Origin of the sequence: Pseudomonas sp. SM4 (assembly GCF_051913165.1) — a bacterium.
GTDB lineage: Bacteria > Pseudomonadota > Gammaproteobacteria > Pseudomonadales > Pseudomonadaceae > Aquipseudomonas.
The window spans coordinates 360,502-374,973 of the sequence record NZ_JBODOE010000003.1 but is presented as its reverse complement, the minus strand read 5'-3'; the positions used below and the strand labels follow the sequence as shown (position 1 = coordinate 374,973).

Genomic DNA, 14,472 nt, shown 5'->3' with positions numbered 1-14,472 from the left:
GCCATGACTCCAGATGCCGATGCGCTCGTTACGCCGCCCTCCATCGCCAAAACCGCATCCATTGCCACCCATGGCCGCAGTTGGGGGGATATCGGTGCGACGGGGCAACGGTCTTATCAGCTGGCGTTGCCTTTTCTGTCCGCTCGCTCACTGGTGCCCGACACGATGCTTGCCTACGACGGTAACGCGGGCAACGGCAAGTGCGGCCTCGGCTGGAATCTGTCTGAACCTGCCATCCGGCGTAAAACCAGTACCGGCGTGCCGAAATACCTGGCCACCGATGTCATGCTCGCCGACGGCACCGAATTGCGGCCCGAGCTGACCACTGGAGGCACGCTCAAGACCCGCAAACGTACACGCGGAGAGGGTCGCAGCGCGCAAGAGTTCGCGGTAGTGAACTATCTGCCGAGGCTGGAAAGCACCTTCAGCCGCTATGAATTGTGGACGCCCGCCGCCGGCGGTGGCGAGTTCTGGATCGTCTACGGCGCCGACGGCAGTCAATCGTGCTACGGCAACAGCACCGCATCCTGTCTCTACGACCCGGATCAACCGGAACACATCGCCGTATGGCTGCTGGTAGAAATCATGAACGCCGTCGGTGAGCATGTTTTCTTCGAATACAAGGCCGACACCCGCCCCGCAGACCCACGCTTTGACTATCGCGCGCAGCGTTATCTGCGGCAGATCTGCTACGGCAATGAAACCGCCAGTGCCGAGTTGTTTTGCCTGAACCACGCGCAACCGCAGGATATGCGCTGGTATTTTCGGGCGATAGTCGATTATGGCGAGCGCACACAGGCCTTCGACGCCGTGCCGCCATTTACCGCAGCGGAAGACCTTTGGCCGATCCGCGACGACGCTTCCCGCCTGCACCGCTACGGCTTCGAATTGGGCACGCGACGCCTGTGCCGGCAGTTTCTGATATACAACGACATCGGAGCGGAAAAGGTCCTGGTCAATCGCCTGCTGCTGGAATACCAGACCACCGAGTTGCGCTACTCCCAGCTCAAAGCCGCCCATTACATGAGTTACGACGCCACTGGGCGGGTCAAGCATTCACCGCCCATTGAGTACTATTACAAGGACTTCGTGCTCGACACCGCGCCACAACCTTTCTCGCCATTCGAGCACATGCCCGGCCTCAACGACCGCGCGCCCTACCATTGCGTCGATCTTTACGGTGAAGGCCTGCCTGGTTTCCTGTGCCAGTACGAGAATGCCTGGTACTACCGCGAACCCCTGCGAGGCGAGCCCGGCACGGCGCAGATTGTTTACGGCCCATGGACCTTGCTGCCGCTGCTGCCCACTGCCGATCTCGGCAAACCCATGGTGCAAATCCTCACTGACCTGACGGGCGACGGCTGCCTGAACTGGGTTGTCGCGCAACCCGGAATCAGTGGCTATTACACGCTCAACCCGGATCGCAGCTGGTCATTGTTCAAACCGTTCAACGGATTTCCCCTGGAGTTTTTTCATCTGTCGAGCCAATTGGGCGACTTCAGTGGCGACGGTCTGGATTCCGTCGCCTTGATCGGTCCGAACAACGTACGGGTGTATGCCAACCTGCGGGAATCCGGTTTCGCGCGCGGCCACGAGGAACCGCACACCACCGACAGACTGCCAGTATTCGGTCCGGCCCCAAAGGAGCAGGTGTTTCTCGGCAATCTGCACGCCAGCGATCTGAGCGGGCTGTGCCGGATCCGCCACGATCAGGTGGAGTGCTGGGCCAACCTGGGTCATGGCCGGTTTGGTGAAGGGTTCAAGCTGGGGGACTTGCCTTACAGCTACGATAATTTCAACACCGAGCAAACGCGCGTCGCCGATCTCGACGGCTCAGGCGCGCCCGCCGTGATCTATCTGAAATCCGATCACTTCGAGATCTGGTTCAACCACGGCGGCAATGGTCTGGCCGTCACGCCGGTGCGGGTGCCATGGCCTGCGGGCGTTCGTTACGACAATCTTTGCCAGGTGACTTTCGCCGACCTTCAAGGCCTCGGTTGCGCCAGCCTGCTGTTGACCGTGCCGCACATGCAACCGCAGCACTGGGTGTATCACTTCGTCAGCGAACGGCCTTACCTGCTTGAAGGTTGCAACAACAACATGGGATACAGCGCCACACTCGGCCATGTCAGCAGCGCGCAACGCTGGCTGGATGAAAAACAGCAGCTGTTGTCTGCCGGAAAAAATCCCGTTTGCCACCTGCCGTTCCCTCAGCATGTGCTCGCCTGGTTACGCCAGGACGATGAGATCACCGGCAATTATTTGATGCAGTTCTGGGAATACTTCGAAGGTTACTACGACCGTGGGGCACGTGAGTTCCGCGGTTTCGCCCGGGTTTATCAGACCGACAGCGAGCAGGAGCCCGGCAAGGCCGCGAGCGGCCACACGGCGCCGACGAAGAGCAAGAGCTGGTTTCATACCGGGCAACGGGTCGATCAGATTTTGCTCGACACTTGTCTGAGCGACATTGAATACACACCGCTCGGCCTCACCCTATATTCACCATTGATCAAAACTTCGAGAGGCGTTCGCCCAGGCAAGGCTGATTCTGCCGAAGCACATGAAATCGCCTACGCGCTCAGTGGCCGACTGCTGCGCACCGAGATGAGCCAAGCAGACGATCCCGCGCCGGCCCCGCTGTTTGCGCTAACCGAGGTTCGCTATCGGATCTGCCAGATCCATGACCAACCCTCCAGCCTGTTGGTGCAGGAACTGGAATCGCGCAGCTTCGAATACGAGCGCTTCATGGACGACCCGCGTTGTCAGCACGTGGTCAATCTGGCATGGGATGCGTATGGCATGCTTGTTCATGGCATCACCATAGATTGCGCACGGCGCCGTACGGACACCGACGAACCGCCGTTCGAAGAAGAGGATCAGCGACGTGCCTGGCTCGACAGCCACGATGAACAACAACGCTGGTTTTATCTGAGCGAATCACGTGCAGACTTCATTCATCTGACCGACGCCCCCCACTGGCATCTCGGGCTGCCTTCACGCCAACGCAGCAATGCGTTTGTGCTGAAAAAAGGCGCATTGCCGCTGGGCCTGACGCCGGCAATCATCAGCTTCGAAAACTTTACCCAGTATCAGGACAGCGACAACTGGAACGACCTGCGCGAGCTGACCTCGCTCACCAGGCACACCTATCAGCAAGACACCGACGGCAAGATCCTTTACCCGCCCCTGCCGGGGCCGGTAGAGAGTGCCGTGTTTGACGAAAAAGCCCTGACGGCCTACGACAGTCTCGCGCTGGATATTCGTGCCGAGCTCAGGCAGATCGGCTATCGACCCATGGCGCTGTTTTTCCCCGTCGATGCGGCTGAGGACGCGCGGGAAAACCTCTGGTCGGCCCACAGCGGGTTTTTCAGTTACGCAGGCGCTGCCGATTTTTATCAGGTCAGTGCGGTGCAGCAGACTGCCAGCCACGGCGTAACGCAGATCATCCACGACGCGTTGCACTTGCTGATCAACGCAATCATCTTGCCGGACGGCTGCAAGACTGAAGTGCAGCACGACTATCACACCTTGCTGCCTTTGCGCAGCAAGGACGCCAACGACAACATCAACGAAGTGCTCTACGAACCGGGTGGCCAGCCGATGGTGCACAGTGTTCATGGCACCGAAAACGGCCAGCCGGCCGGCTTCAAAGAATTGGCGGTCTATCCTCAACAACTCGATCTGAGCCCCGCGTACGCTCTCGCCAACCCTCATGAAGTGATCGCTTCAGCTGCCAGCGTGGTGCGGACAGAACTGTTCAGCTGGATGCCGTTGCTGCCCCCCGGGACGCTGCAACTCGAAAGGCAGGAGTGGATCGCCAAAGGCCTGATGCTGCCCAACGGGCGTGTTCGTGCCACAGCCCTGCGCTGGTTGACCGGGCTCAAATGGCGTAGCGCCAGCGAGCAGACGCTGCTCGACCTGTTCGCTTCAACCGCACGCCAACCGGTGCACAGCGTCAACCTGGCAGCCGATCGGTATCACGATGATCCGTTGCAACTGATTCAGATCAGCATCCGCTACATCGACGGCTTCGGCCGCGAGTTGCAAAGCAAGCAATTGGTCGAACCGGGGTCGGCGTACCTGGCCACTGCCGAAGACACGCTGCTGCTTGATGACGCAGGCGCACCGAAAGAAGCGCCGGCCGAGCCACGCTGGCGTGTCAGCGCACGGGTCGAGTACAACCACAAGGGCGAAGCAATCCGGGTTTATCGTCCGTACTTTCTCAACAGCCACCGCTGCATCAATGACATCTCGATGCGCGAACACGGGCATTACGATCAGCTGTTTTATGACGCACAGGGGCGCCAGATCAAAACGATAAATGCCTTGGGCCATTTGGCCTACAGCATTTTTCACCCCTGGTTCAAATGCGATTACGACTACAACGACACTGACGACAGCCCTGAGAAAAATGCAGTCAAACCAGCAAAAAAACCTGTCGTGCCTGCTGGGAAACCCACCGAATCTGCCAAGAAAAAGACCAATGCATGAGCGCCAACATGCACAGACGTACGCCATCGGTACTCGCCACTGATCCACGCGGGCTGCCCATCAGGCAAATCGAATACCTGCGCAATGTCGCGGGCGGCGAAACGCAGTCACTGATCACCCGTCAGCAACACGACGTTGCCGGGCGCTTGACAGCACAGCGCGACCCCCGATTGTTGGCGCCCAACCAAACCAGCGTTTACGGCCTGAACGGTACCGTCCTGAAATCCGCAAGCGTCGACGCCGGCCCTCGGGCGTACTTGCCGGGCCTGGCAGGCGAAACACTGGAGCGCCGCGATGGACACGGTAACGTCTGGCGCACCCGTTACGACAAGCTGATGCGCGTTGTGGCGCTTGAAGAAAACCAGCAGCCGAACGTCGAGACCTTCGTGTATGCCGACGGCTCGGCCAATCCGTCGATGAACCTGCGCGGGCAATTGCTCAATCAGGTCGATCCGTCGGGTCGCATTGATTGCGAAAGTTATGCCATGACCGGCGCTTTACTGCGCGACACGTTCACTTCCCCTGACAACCAGTCGTTCACCAGTGCGCGCACCTACAGCCCGTTGGGCGCCTTGCTTGCACACCTTGATGCCGGTGGCCATCAGCAACAATTTCGTTACGACCTGGCCGGGCAGATCCAACAGGTGCAGTTGCAACTCAACGCGCAGACAACCTGGCAAACAGTTCAACTCAACGCCCACTACAACGCAGCCGGACAGGTCATTGAGCAAGAGGCCGGCAACGGCGTGACCAGCCGTTGGCAATACGCTGCCGAAGATGGCCGGCTGCATCGGCACTCGGCGCAACTTGGGCAACAGTCACCGTTGCAGGACTTCGAGTACACCTATGACCGGGTCGGCAACATCACCCGAATTTTCGACCACACCTTCACACCGACTTACTTTGCCAATCAACGCGTCGACGGCGCTCGCGATTTCAGTTACGACTCGCTGTACCGTTTGCTCAGCGCCAGCGGTTACGACGACGCGGTGCCACGGGACAATCCCGGTCGCCCGCAACCGACCGATCCCAACGACCGACGCAACTACGTCCAGACGTACACCTACGATCACGGCAATAATCTTGTCGAGCTTCGTCACGTTCGCGACGGCGCCAACCATACCCGGCGCATGCGTATCGACCCGAACAGCAACCGTGGCGTGCGCTGCAACGACAACGATCCCGAGCCGGATTTCGACACGCTGTTCGACCGCCATGGCAATCAGCAGATGCTGCAACCGGGCCAGCCTCTGCAATGGAATACACGCGATCAACTGGAAAAAATCACCCTGGTAGCACGCGATAATCTGCCTGATGACGAAGAATTTTATGAGTACAGCCAGGGCGTCCGGGTGTACAAGCGCCACCTCCACGATGGCGGCAAACATTTTCACGCAGTGCGCTACCTGCCCGGCCTGGAGATCCGCAGCAAAGACAACGGTGAAGCGTTGCACGTCATCACGCTCGCCACCGGCGTCGGCAGCGTGCGTTGTCTGCATTGGCTCACGTCACCACCCTCAGGGGTCGAGCAGACTCAAATGCGCTACACCCTCGAAGATCATCTGGGCTCAAGCACGATGGAGCTTGACCATCAGGGCCGGATGATCAGTCATGAGGGGTACTACCCGTTCGGCGCCACCGCCTGGATGGCGGCACGCTCGCTGATCGAAGTGACGTACAAGTTCATCCGTTATTCCGGTAAAGAGATGGACGTCAGTGGCCTCTATTACTACGGGGCGCGCTACTACGCGCCGTGGCTGCAGCGCTGGGTCAGCGCCGATCCGGGAGGCGATGTGGACGGGCTGAACCTGTACGCATTCGTCGGCAACAACCCAATGAACTATTTCGATGACACCGGGCTCAATCGCTCGCCCACCGAACTCAAGCGACTGATCAGCTGGAACATGCAGGCGTTGTCTTCCATAGATCGAAAAATGAGTAGCCTTCAGGATCAACTGATCGATCTGCAACATCCCGGGCAATGGCGCAAGACGCTGGCAAAGAACGTTGTTTATCAAATCGGCAGCGCCGCCGCCGGCTGGTTCACCTCGTACAATGCCGCCACGTTTGCCTCCGAAGCCTTGCCCGGGCTTTCCGCTGATTTGATCGGTTTGACACTGGGCAACAACATCGCCGACCGGAGCGTTGGCCTTTATGGAAAGCTGATGGCACCACTGCAGTTGACCTCGCCGATTGTCCCACGCACCTCTACCTTCAACCCTGATGCCATTGCGGCAGAATTGCAGCAGTCGTCCCCGCTCCCCTCCCGCGAACAGTACGACGTGCGCAGCCGTGAGGGTTTGCAGCAATTGGCGGCGGATGGCCTCAGTAAAGTCATAGGCGCCTATGTGCCCGGCGTGGGTGAGGCCATGGCCCTGGGCAGCCTTGCACAGGAAGCCAATGAAGCCGAGGAAGGTTTGTCATCGCTGAAACTGACAAAAATACACAGCACTCTTGATGAACTTGATGCGATGGTCACGCGATTGACCGTATCGGCCAACACCGCGTTTGCCGAACTGGGGATCAACGAGTTTTACGATGAACAACACGGGATGCGCGACTACCTGATCGACCTGGGACGCAACCGGGTAGGCACGGCACAAGCGAAAACGTTACGCCAGTCCGATATGACGCAGCTTGCGGGATTCGCCCGCAACAACATCGAGACCTCTCGAGGATTCCTCAACATTTATCAGCAAAAAGTCCCGGCCATTCGTAATCGGTATCGGGGCGATTGAATTACATAGACTTGAGCTGACCCCGGGTATGGAGCGTGGGTATTAGCGCCAAACTCCACTGGCGTACTCCGCGGTTGCACGTTATCGACATTCGCGGCGTGGCCGTGTCTATCGTCGAGTACTTGCGCACGCACCATGCTGATCGGGTAGCGAGTCATTCGAGAAGGATCGTCGGACCCATGCTATCGTGCCGGCCCGTCCCTTTATCCATTAGCCCAGCATGCTGCCGACTTCCCGTACCCTGCGTCTGTCGTTGTATACCCTGCTGATCATCGCCGGTGCGGCCCTTGCCGCGACCCTTGCCATCCGCCACGCCGAACGTCAGGCGCTGGAAGAAGATGCCGCCCGTGCCAATCAACAACTGGCGTTGTACGCCAACTCGCTGCACACCCTGATTGATCGCTATCGCGCCCTGCCCGCCGTGCTCGCGCTGGACCCGCAACTGCGCTCGGCGCTGGCAGGTACCGTCGATGCCGAACAACAGGCGGCGCTGAACCTCAAGCTGGAAAAAATCAACGGTGCGGCGCAGTCCTCGACCCTTGAATTGCTCGATCAAACGGGGCTCGCCGTGGCGGCCAGCAACTGGCGCTTGCCGAGCAGTTATGTCGGCCACAACTATGGCTTTCGCCCCTATTTCAGCCAGACCCGCACCCAAGGCTCCGGGCGTTTTTATGCGGTAGGCGTGACCAGCGGAATTCCCGGTTATTTTCTCTCAAGCGCAGTGCTTGGCGACAACAACGAGTTCCTCGGGGCGATGGTGGTCAAGCTGGAATTCCCCGAGCTGGAGCGTGAGTGGAGCCAAGGCAGTGACACGCTGTTGGTCAGCGATGCGCGCGGCATTATCTTTATCGCCAATCAGCCCGGTTGGCGCTATCGCCTGTTGCGCCCGCTGAGCGCCGCCGATCAGGCCGAGATCAAAACCACGCGCCAGTACGACAAACAGGCGTTGGCGCCGTTGACGCATCTGTCCTTGCGCCGCTTCGATGACAACAGCGATCTGCGCCGCGTTGAAGGCCCGCAAGGCACGGCGGATTATCTGTGGGAATCGCTGCCGCTGACCACCGAAGGCTGGACCCTGCATTTGCTCCGTCACCCGCAGGTCGCCTTCGAAGATTTGCGCAACGCCGGGCTCGCTGCTGCCGGCGTGTGGCTGGCGCTGGTGTTTTTGCTGCTGTTCCTCAATCAACGCTGGCGCTTGGCGAAGCTGCGTCAGCGCAGCCGCGAAGAGCTGGAGCAACTGGTCGAAGAGCGCACCCGCGATCTGCGCACGGCGCAGGACGGTCTGGTGCAGTCGGCCAAACTGGCGGCGCTGGGGCAGATGTCCGCCGCGCTGGCCCACGAAATCAATCAGCCGCTGACCGCTCAGCGCATGCAGCTGGCGACCCTGCGCCTGCTGCTCGACCATGGCCGTGTCGACGACGCGTATAAAGCGCTGAAACCGGTGGATGAAATGCTTACGCGCATGGCCGCCCTCACCGGCCACCTCAAGACGTTCGCCCGCAAAAGCCCCAGCGGATTGCGCGAACGGCTGGATCTGGCCACGGTGGTCGATCAATCATTGCAGTTGCTGGACGCGCGCTTGCGTGACGAACAGGTCAGTCTGGTCCTGCATTTAGCGCGTCCAGCCTGGGTGCGCGGGGATGCCATTCGTCTCGAACAGGTGCTGATCAACTTGCTGCGCAACGCCCTCGATGCAATGCAGGGCAAACCCTGCAAGCGTCTGGAAATCCGTCTGGAGGCCGACGAGCAGCTCTGGCGACTGAGCGTCAGCGACAACGGCGGCGGGATTGCCGAGGAGCATCTGGGCCAGGTGTTCGACCCGTTCTTCACTACCAAACCTGTGGGTGACGGTCTGGGCCTGGGGCTGGCGGTCTCCTTCGCTATCGTGCATGAATCCGGCGGGCGCTTGAGCGTGGAGAATGGCGACAGCGGCGCGGTGTTCAGCCTGACCTTGCCGATCGATCTGGAGGCGCATATCTGATGCTCAACTCGGTGATGGTGGTCGATGACGAAAGCAGCATTCGCAACGCCGTCGAGCAGTGGCTGAGCCTGTCCGGGTTCGAGGTGCAACTGTTCAGCCGCGCCGAAGACTGCCTCGCCGCCCTGCCCGCGCACTTTGCCGGGGTGATCCTCAGCGACGTGCGCATGCCCGGCATCGGTGGCCTGGCGTTGTTGGCTGAAGTGCAGAAACGTGATGCCGATCTGCCGGTGATTCTGCTCACCGGCCACGGCGATGTGCCGATGGCCGTCGAAGCGATGCGCGACGGCGCGTATGACTTTCTGGAAAAACCCTTCAGCCCGGAAACCCTGCTCGGCAGCCTGCGCCGGGCGCTGGACAAACGCGCGCTGGTGTTGGAAAACCGCGCCCTGCACGAACAGGCCGACAACCGCGCGAAACTCGATGCGACGTTGCTCGGTGTGTCGCGGGGTTTGCAGACGTTGCGTCGACAGGTGCTGGATCTGGCAGCGCTGCCGGTGAATGTATTGATCCGTGGCGAAACCGGCAGCGGCAAGGAACTGGTTGCGCGCTGCCTGCACGATTTCGGCCCACGCGCAGACAAGCCGTTTGTGGCGCTGAACTGCGCAGCGATCCCTGAGCAATTGTTCGAAGCCGAGTTGTTCGGCCATGAGAGCGGCGCCTTCACCGGCGCCTCCGGCAAACGCATCGGCAAGCTGGAATACGCCGATGGCGGCACGCTGTTTCTCGATGAAATCGAAAGCATGCCGTTGGCTCAGCAAGTGAAACTGCTGCGGGTATTGCAGGAGCAGAAGCTCGAGCGGCTAGGGTCAAACCAGAGTATTCGCGTCGACTTGCGCATTGTCGCAGCGACCAAACCTGATCTGCTCGATGAGGCCCGCGCCGGACGTTTTCGCGAGGACCTGGCGTATCGCCTGAACGTCGCGGAACTGCGCTTGCCGCCGCTGCGCGATCGGCGTGAAGACATTCCGTTGCTGTTCGAGACCTTCGCCCAGAGTGCGGCGCAGCGCCTCGGCCGGACGTTCCCGCCGTTAACGGGCGCGCAGTTGAGTCACCTGCTCAGCCATGATTGGCCGGGCAATGTCCGTGAACTGGCCAACGTCGCCGAACGGCAAGTGCTGGGGCTGGATGAGCCGGCGCCGGGGATTGATCCAGGGCAGTCGCTGGCGGCGCAACAGGAAGCGTTTGAAGCGCAGTGCCTGCGCGCGGCGTTGACGCGGCACAAGGGCGATGTGAAAGCGGTGCTTGAAGAACTGCAACTGCCGCGGCGTACCTTTAATGAAAAAATGCAGCGGCATGGGTTGAGTCGGGAAATGTTTGTAAGCCCTTAAAGTCAAAAGATCGCAGCCTGCGGCAGCTCCTACATAGGTCCACTGTAGGAGCTGCCGCAGGCTGCGATCTTTTGGTCTCTTCGGCAATTTTCCGCTCACACATATCCGACGGCAAGCGGATTTCCGCCTATCCAGCATCCCTCCCCCCTCTAAACCGGCCCTCTCCCCGTTGGCACAGCTCCTGCTACAGCCCACGCAGGCTGCGTTTCAACGCGCTCCACAAAAACAATTAAACGAAGGATCCTTCAATGGATAACTCCAACGCCCTGCCCCTTGGGTCGGCTGCCGTGCCCGCCAAAGAACGAACCACCGCCAGCCGGATCAAATCGATCTTCAGCGGCTCCGTCGGCAACATGGTCGAGTGGTACGACTGGTACGTTTATGCCGCCTTCTCGTTGTACTTCGCTAAAGCCTTTTTTCCTAAAGGCGACACCACCGCTCAACTGCTGAACACCGCTGCGATTTTCGCCGTGGGCTTCCTGATGCGCCCGATCGGCGGCTGGATGATGGGTTTGTACGCTGACAAGGTCGGCCGCAAAAAAGCGCTGATGGCCTCGGTTTACCTGATGTGCTTCGGCTCGCTGATCATCGCCCTGAGCCCCGGTTATGAAACCATCGGTGTCGGCGCGCCGGTGCTGCTGGTGTTCGCCCGCCTGCTGCAAGGCCTGTCGGTCGGCGGCGAGTACGGCACCTCGGCGACCTACCTGTCGGAGATGGCGACCAAGAACCGTCGCGGTTTCTTCTCCAGCTTCCAGTACGTGACCCTGATCTCCGGCCAGCTCATCGCCCTCGGCGTGCTGATCGTGCTGCAGAACTTCCTCACCACTGAAGAGCTGTACGCGTGGGGCTGGCGTATTCCGTTTGCCATCGGCGCGCTGTGCGCAGTCGTGGCGCTGTACCTGCGTCGCGGCATGGAAGAAACCGAGTCGTTCACCAAGAAAGAAAAAGCCAAGGAAAGCGCCATGCGCACCTTGCTGCGTCACCCCAAAGAACTGATGACCGTGGTCGGCCTGACCATGGGCGGTACGCTGGCGTTCTACACCTACACCACCTACATGCAGAAATACCTGGTGAACACCGTCGGCATGAGCATTTCCGACTCGACCACCATTTCCGCCGCGACCCTGTTCCTGTTCATGTGCCTGCAACCGATCATCGGCGGCCTGTCGGACAAGATCGGTCGTCGCCCGATCCTGATCGCCTTCGGCGTGCTGGGCACGATCTTCACCGTGCCGATCCTGATGACCCTGCACACCATTCAGACCTGGTGGGGCGCGTTCTTCCTGATCATGGCGGCGCTGATCATCGTCAGCGGCTACACCTCGATCAACGCGGTGGTGAAAGCTGAACTGTTCCCGACTGAAATCCGCGCACTGGGCGTCGGCCTGCCGTACGCACTGACCGTGTCGATTTTCGGCGGCACGGCCGAATACATCGCGCTGTGGTTCAAGAGCATCGGCATGGAAACCGGTTATTACTGGTATGTCACGGCGTGCATCGCGGTGTCGCTGTTGGTGTACGTGACCATGAAAGACACCCAGAAGCACTCGCGGATCGTCACTGACTGATCGTGATATCACAGCCACTGCAACGGTGGCTGTGTTGGCCCTATCGCGAGCAGGCTCACTCCTACATTTGGAATGCGTTCCCCTGTAGGAGTGAGCCTGCTCGCGATTGCGGTCGCCGCATTATTCAGCCCTGCATGAACAATCCGTCACCCACGCCAACTCGTGATTAATCGCGAATTAATGCTGGCGAAGCATCCTGCCCCTACCTGATCGATTACCTGCGCGACGTTCGCTGCGACGACGAAAGCGATCTGAATGCGTCGCCCTTAACATCAAGTTAATCGATTGTTTTTAGCATTATTTTGCGCTTTTTAATCAATTTAGTTGGCGTAGCATGAAACCCATGCAAGACACACCCGCCAACGAATCCGGAGTAACCGACATGAAAACCAAACTGATCCTCGCCTTCGCCCTGTCCGTACTGGCCGCCAACACCTTCGCTGCCGACGGTTATGACCGCACCGGTTCCGCCGTTGCCGCCGACGGTTACGACCGCACCGGTTCCGCCACGGTCGCTGAAGACGGCTATGACCGTACCGGCTCCGCAACTTTCGCTGAAGATGGCTACGATCGCACCGGCTCCGCGACCTTTGCCGCCGACGGTTATGACCGCACGCAATCCGCTGCCATCAGCTAACCCCCTGCTGTAAAGCGCACAGCCCGGCTTCGGCCGGGCTTAGTCATTTCTGGGGATTTTTGTTTGGCTGGAAATATGGGGGGCGGCCTTGCACTATGGCTCTCTTCAGAACGCAGCCTCAGGATCACCCGCCATGCCCGATGACATCCATTTCTACGAACCCGCCAACGGCCACGGCCTGCCCCACGATCCGTTCAACGCCATCGTCGGCCCGCGCCCCATCGGCTGGATTTCCTCACAGGATGCCCAAGGCCAGTTGAACCTGGCGCCGTACAGCTTCTTCAACGCCTTCAACTACATTCCGCCGATCATTGGTTTTTCCAGCGTCGGGCGCAAAGACAGCCTGAACAACATCGAGCAGACCGGCGAATTCGCCTGGAACCTCGCCACCCGCCCGCTGGCCGAGCAGATGAACCAGAGCTGCGCAATGGTCGCGCCTGAGGTCAACGAGTTTGAATTGGCAGGTTTGACGACCGTGGCGTCAAAAGTGATTTCGGTGCCGCGCGTGGCCGAAAGCCCGGTGTCCTTCGAGTGCAAGGTCACGCAGATCATTCAGTTGCAGCGCGCCGATGGCGAAACCGTGCCGAGTTGGCTGGTCCTCGGCGAAGTGGTCGCCGTGCATATCGCCAAATGGCTGTTGAAAGACGGCATCTACGACACCGCCGCAGCAGAACCGATTCTGCGCGGCGGCGGGCCGGCGGATTATTTCCAGTTGGGACCTGAAGCCCTGTTCAAGATGTGGCGTCCGGGCGCCAACAAGTAACGCGTTACCAGATCAACTCGGCGTCTTCGGTGACGCCTTTGAGGTTATCCAGCTCATTGATGGCTGCCTCGTCGGCAGCAATGGCGCCGGGGAACACCTGATCATTCAGCAGTTTGTGAAAGCGTGGTGCGCCGCCATCGACCAGGGCCTTGACCGCGATTGCCGCGTGATAGCCCTTGTTGCCGCCCAACTCGACGGGAACAACTGCGGAAACTGCTTCGAAGTGTTCGAACTCTTTACGTGCCATGTCACAGATCCCGGCTCAGACAGATTAAGCCGGACATTAAACCCTCAACCGGCGAGTTTGTGTACCGGCGCCGGGCATTGACCAAGGGCTTGCGCGGCCGACACGTCTTTGAAGGTGTGGAAATCGAGGCTGTTGACCACCAATTCCTGTACCAGCTCGGCGAAGATTTCCATCGACGGGCTGTTGAAGTAGTGGGTCATCATTTGCTGGCTGCTCCAGAACCCGCTGACCAGCCACAACTCGGGATCACACTGCGAATGCTGCAAGGCGAAGCTCAGGCAACCAGGGGCGGCGCGGGACGGCTCGATCAACGCGCTCAGGCGTACACCGAGTTCCGCCGAACGCCCGGCGCGCGCTCGAACAAAAGCCATATGACTGACGGGAATCTGCTTGGACATGTTCAACCCTCCCAGGGAGTCGCGTGGCAGCCGGGGGACGGGCTGCGACAGGATCAAAGGTTAAGGGCCAGGCGCTGAGTGCCGTTAGTCGATTCCTGCCGCCGCGTTGCACAATCCTGCGAGACTTGTCTGAACCTGAGTTCACACACATCCCCTGTAGGAGCTGCCGCAGGCTGCGATCTTTTGACCTTAAAGACAAAAATCAAAAGATCGCAGCCTTCGGCAGCTCCTACAGTCCGGCGTCGCGTCGGTGTTGAGCAATAGCGCGGTGCAGAATCAGGCAAGCATTTCGCAGGATGTGTCTACCGCTCGCGCTTGCAC

Annotated in this window: 9 protein-coding genes; 7 read left to right on the top strand and 2 right to left on the bottom strand. The window is 59.8% G+C overall.

Annotation, left to right across the window (positions count from 1 at the left end):
* Window positions 1-3: 3 nt before the first annotated feature.
* The 7 genes from ACQ4MY_RS07360 (at window position 4) to ACQ4MY_RS07330 (ending at window position 13,506) form a co-directional block, all read left to right on the top strand.
* Entirely contained in the window at window positions 4-4,491 is a 4,488-nt protein-coding gene (locus ACQ4MY_RS07360) for a SpvB/TcaC N-terminal domain-containing protein (protein ID WP_440094584.1), read from the top strand.
* An 8-nt stretch (window positions 4,492-4,499) separates the two neighbouring features.
* Window positions 4,500-7,229: an RHS repeat-associated core domain-containing protein gene (locus ACQ4MY_RS07355; protein WP_440094582.1), complete on the top strand. Its 2,730-nt coding sequence runs from the start codon at window positions 4,500-4,502 to the stop codon at window positions 7,227-7,229.
* A gap of 220 nt (window positions 7,230-7,449) precedes the next feature.
* Window positions 7,450-9,210, top strand: a complete 1,761-nt coding sequence (locus ACQ4MY_RS07350; protein ID WP_440094580.1) for an ATP-binding protein — start codon at window positions 7,450-7,452, stop codon at window positions 9,208-9,210.
* Window positions 9,210-10,538 carry a sigma-54-dependent transcriptional regulator gene (locus tag ACQ4MY_RS07345; RefSeq protein WP_158831065.1) on the top strand — a complete coding sequence of 443 codons (1,329 nt, stop codon included), beginning with the start codon at window positions 9,210-9,212 and terminating at the stop codon, window positions 10,536-10,538. Before ACQ4MY_RS07350 ends, ACQ4MY_RS07345 begins: the two co-directional genes overlap by 1 nt.
* Before the next feature lie 248 nt (window positions 10,539-10,786).
* Window positions 10,787-12,106: an MFS transporter gene (locus tag ACQ4MY_RS07340; protein WP_158831063.1), complete on the top strand. Its 1,320-nt coding sequence runs from the start codon at window positions 10,787-10,789 to the stop codon at window positions 12,104-12,106.
* A gap of 382 nt (window positions 12,107-12,488) precedes the next feature.
* The gene (locus ACQ4MY_RS07335) at window positions 12,489-12,743 is read left to right on the top strand and encodes a hypothetical protein (protein WP_008080444.1); all 255 of its coding nucleotides are present in this window, start codon (window positions 12,489-12,491) and stop codon (window positions 12,741-12,743) included.
* A 133-nt stretch (window positions 12,744-12,876) separates the two neighbouring features.
* Entirely contained in the window at window positions 12,877-13,506 is a 630-nt protein-coding gene (locus ACQ4MY_RS07330; protein ID WP_440094578.1) for a flavin reductase family protein, read from the top strand.
* Window positions 13,507-13,510: 4 nt separating this feature from the next.
* Here the strand turns inward: ACQ4MY_RS07330 and ACQ4MY_RS07325 are convergent, their stop codons facing one another.
* Together ACQ4MY_RS07325 and ACQ4MY_RS07320 are read right to left on the bottom strand one after the other, a co-directional pair.
* Window positions 13,511-13,753: a hypothetical protein gene (locus ACQ4MY_RS07325; protein WP_038366794.1), complete on the bottom strand. Its 243-nt coding sequence runs from the start codon at window positions 13,751-13,753 to the stop codon at window positions 13,511-13,513.
* A 44-nt stretch (window positions 13,754-13,797) separates the two neighbouring features.
* Window positions 13,798-14,151: a putative quinol monooxygenase gene (locus ACQ4MY_RS07320; RefSeq protein WP_440094576.1), complete on the bottom strand. Its 354-nt coding sequence runs from the start codon at window positions 14,149-14,151 to the stop codon at window positions 13,798-13,800.
* Window positions 14,152-14,472: the final 321 nt, after the last annotated feature.

Bases quoted from the DNA above. Each gene is read 5' to 3' on its own strand.
- ACQ4MY_RS07360 (WP_440094584.1), top strand. From the start codon at position 4: ATGACTCCAGATGCCGATGCGCTCGTTACGCCGCCCTCCATCGCCAAA.
- ACQ4MY_RS07355 (WP_440094582.1), top strand. From the start codon at position 4,500: ATGCACAGACGTACGCCATCGGTACTCGCCACTGATCCACGCGGGCTG.
- ACQ4MY_RS07350 (WP_440094580.1), top strand. From the start codon at position 7,450: ATGCTGCCGACTTCCCGTACCCTGCGTCTGTCGTTGTATACCCTGCTG.
- ACQ4MY_RS07345 (WP_158831065.1), top strand. From the start codon at position 9,210: ATGCTCAACTCGGTGATGGTGGTCGATGACGAAAGCAGCATTCGCAAC.
- ACQ4MY_RS07340 (WP_158831063.1), top strand. From the start codon at position 10,787: ATGGATAACTCCAACGCCCTGCCCCTTGGGTCGGCTGCCGTGCCCGCC.
- ACQ4MY_RS07335 (WP_008080444.1), top strand. From the start codon at position 12,489: ATGAAAACCAAACTGATCCTCGCCTTCGCCCTGTCCGTACTGGCCGCC.
- ACQ4MY_RS07330 (WP_440094578.1), top strand. From the start codon at position 12,877: ATGCCCGATGACATCCATTTCTACGAACCCGCCAACGGCCACGGCCTG.
- ACQ4MY_RS07325 (WP_038366794.1), bottom strand. From the start codon at position 13,753: ATGGCACGTAAAGAGTTCGAACACTTCGAAGCAGTTTCCGCAGTTGTT.
- ACQ4MY_RS07320 (WP_440094576.1), bottom strand. From the start codon at position 14,151: ATGTCCAAGCAGATTCCCGTCAGTCATATGGCTTTTGTTCGAGCGCGC.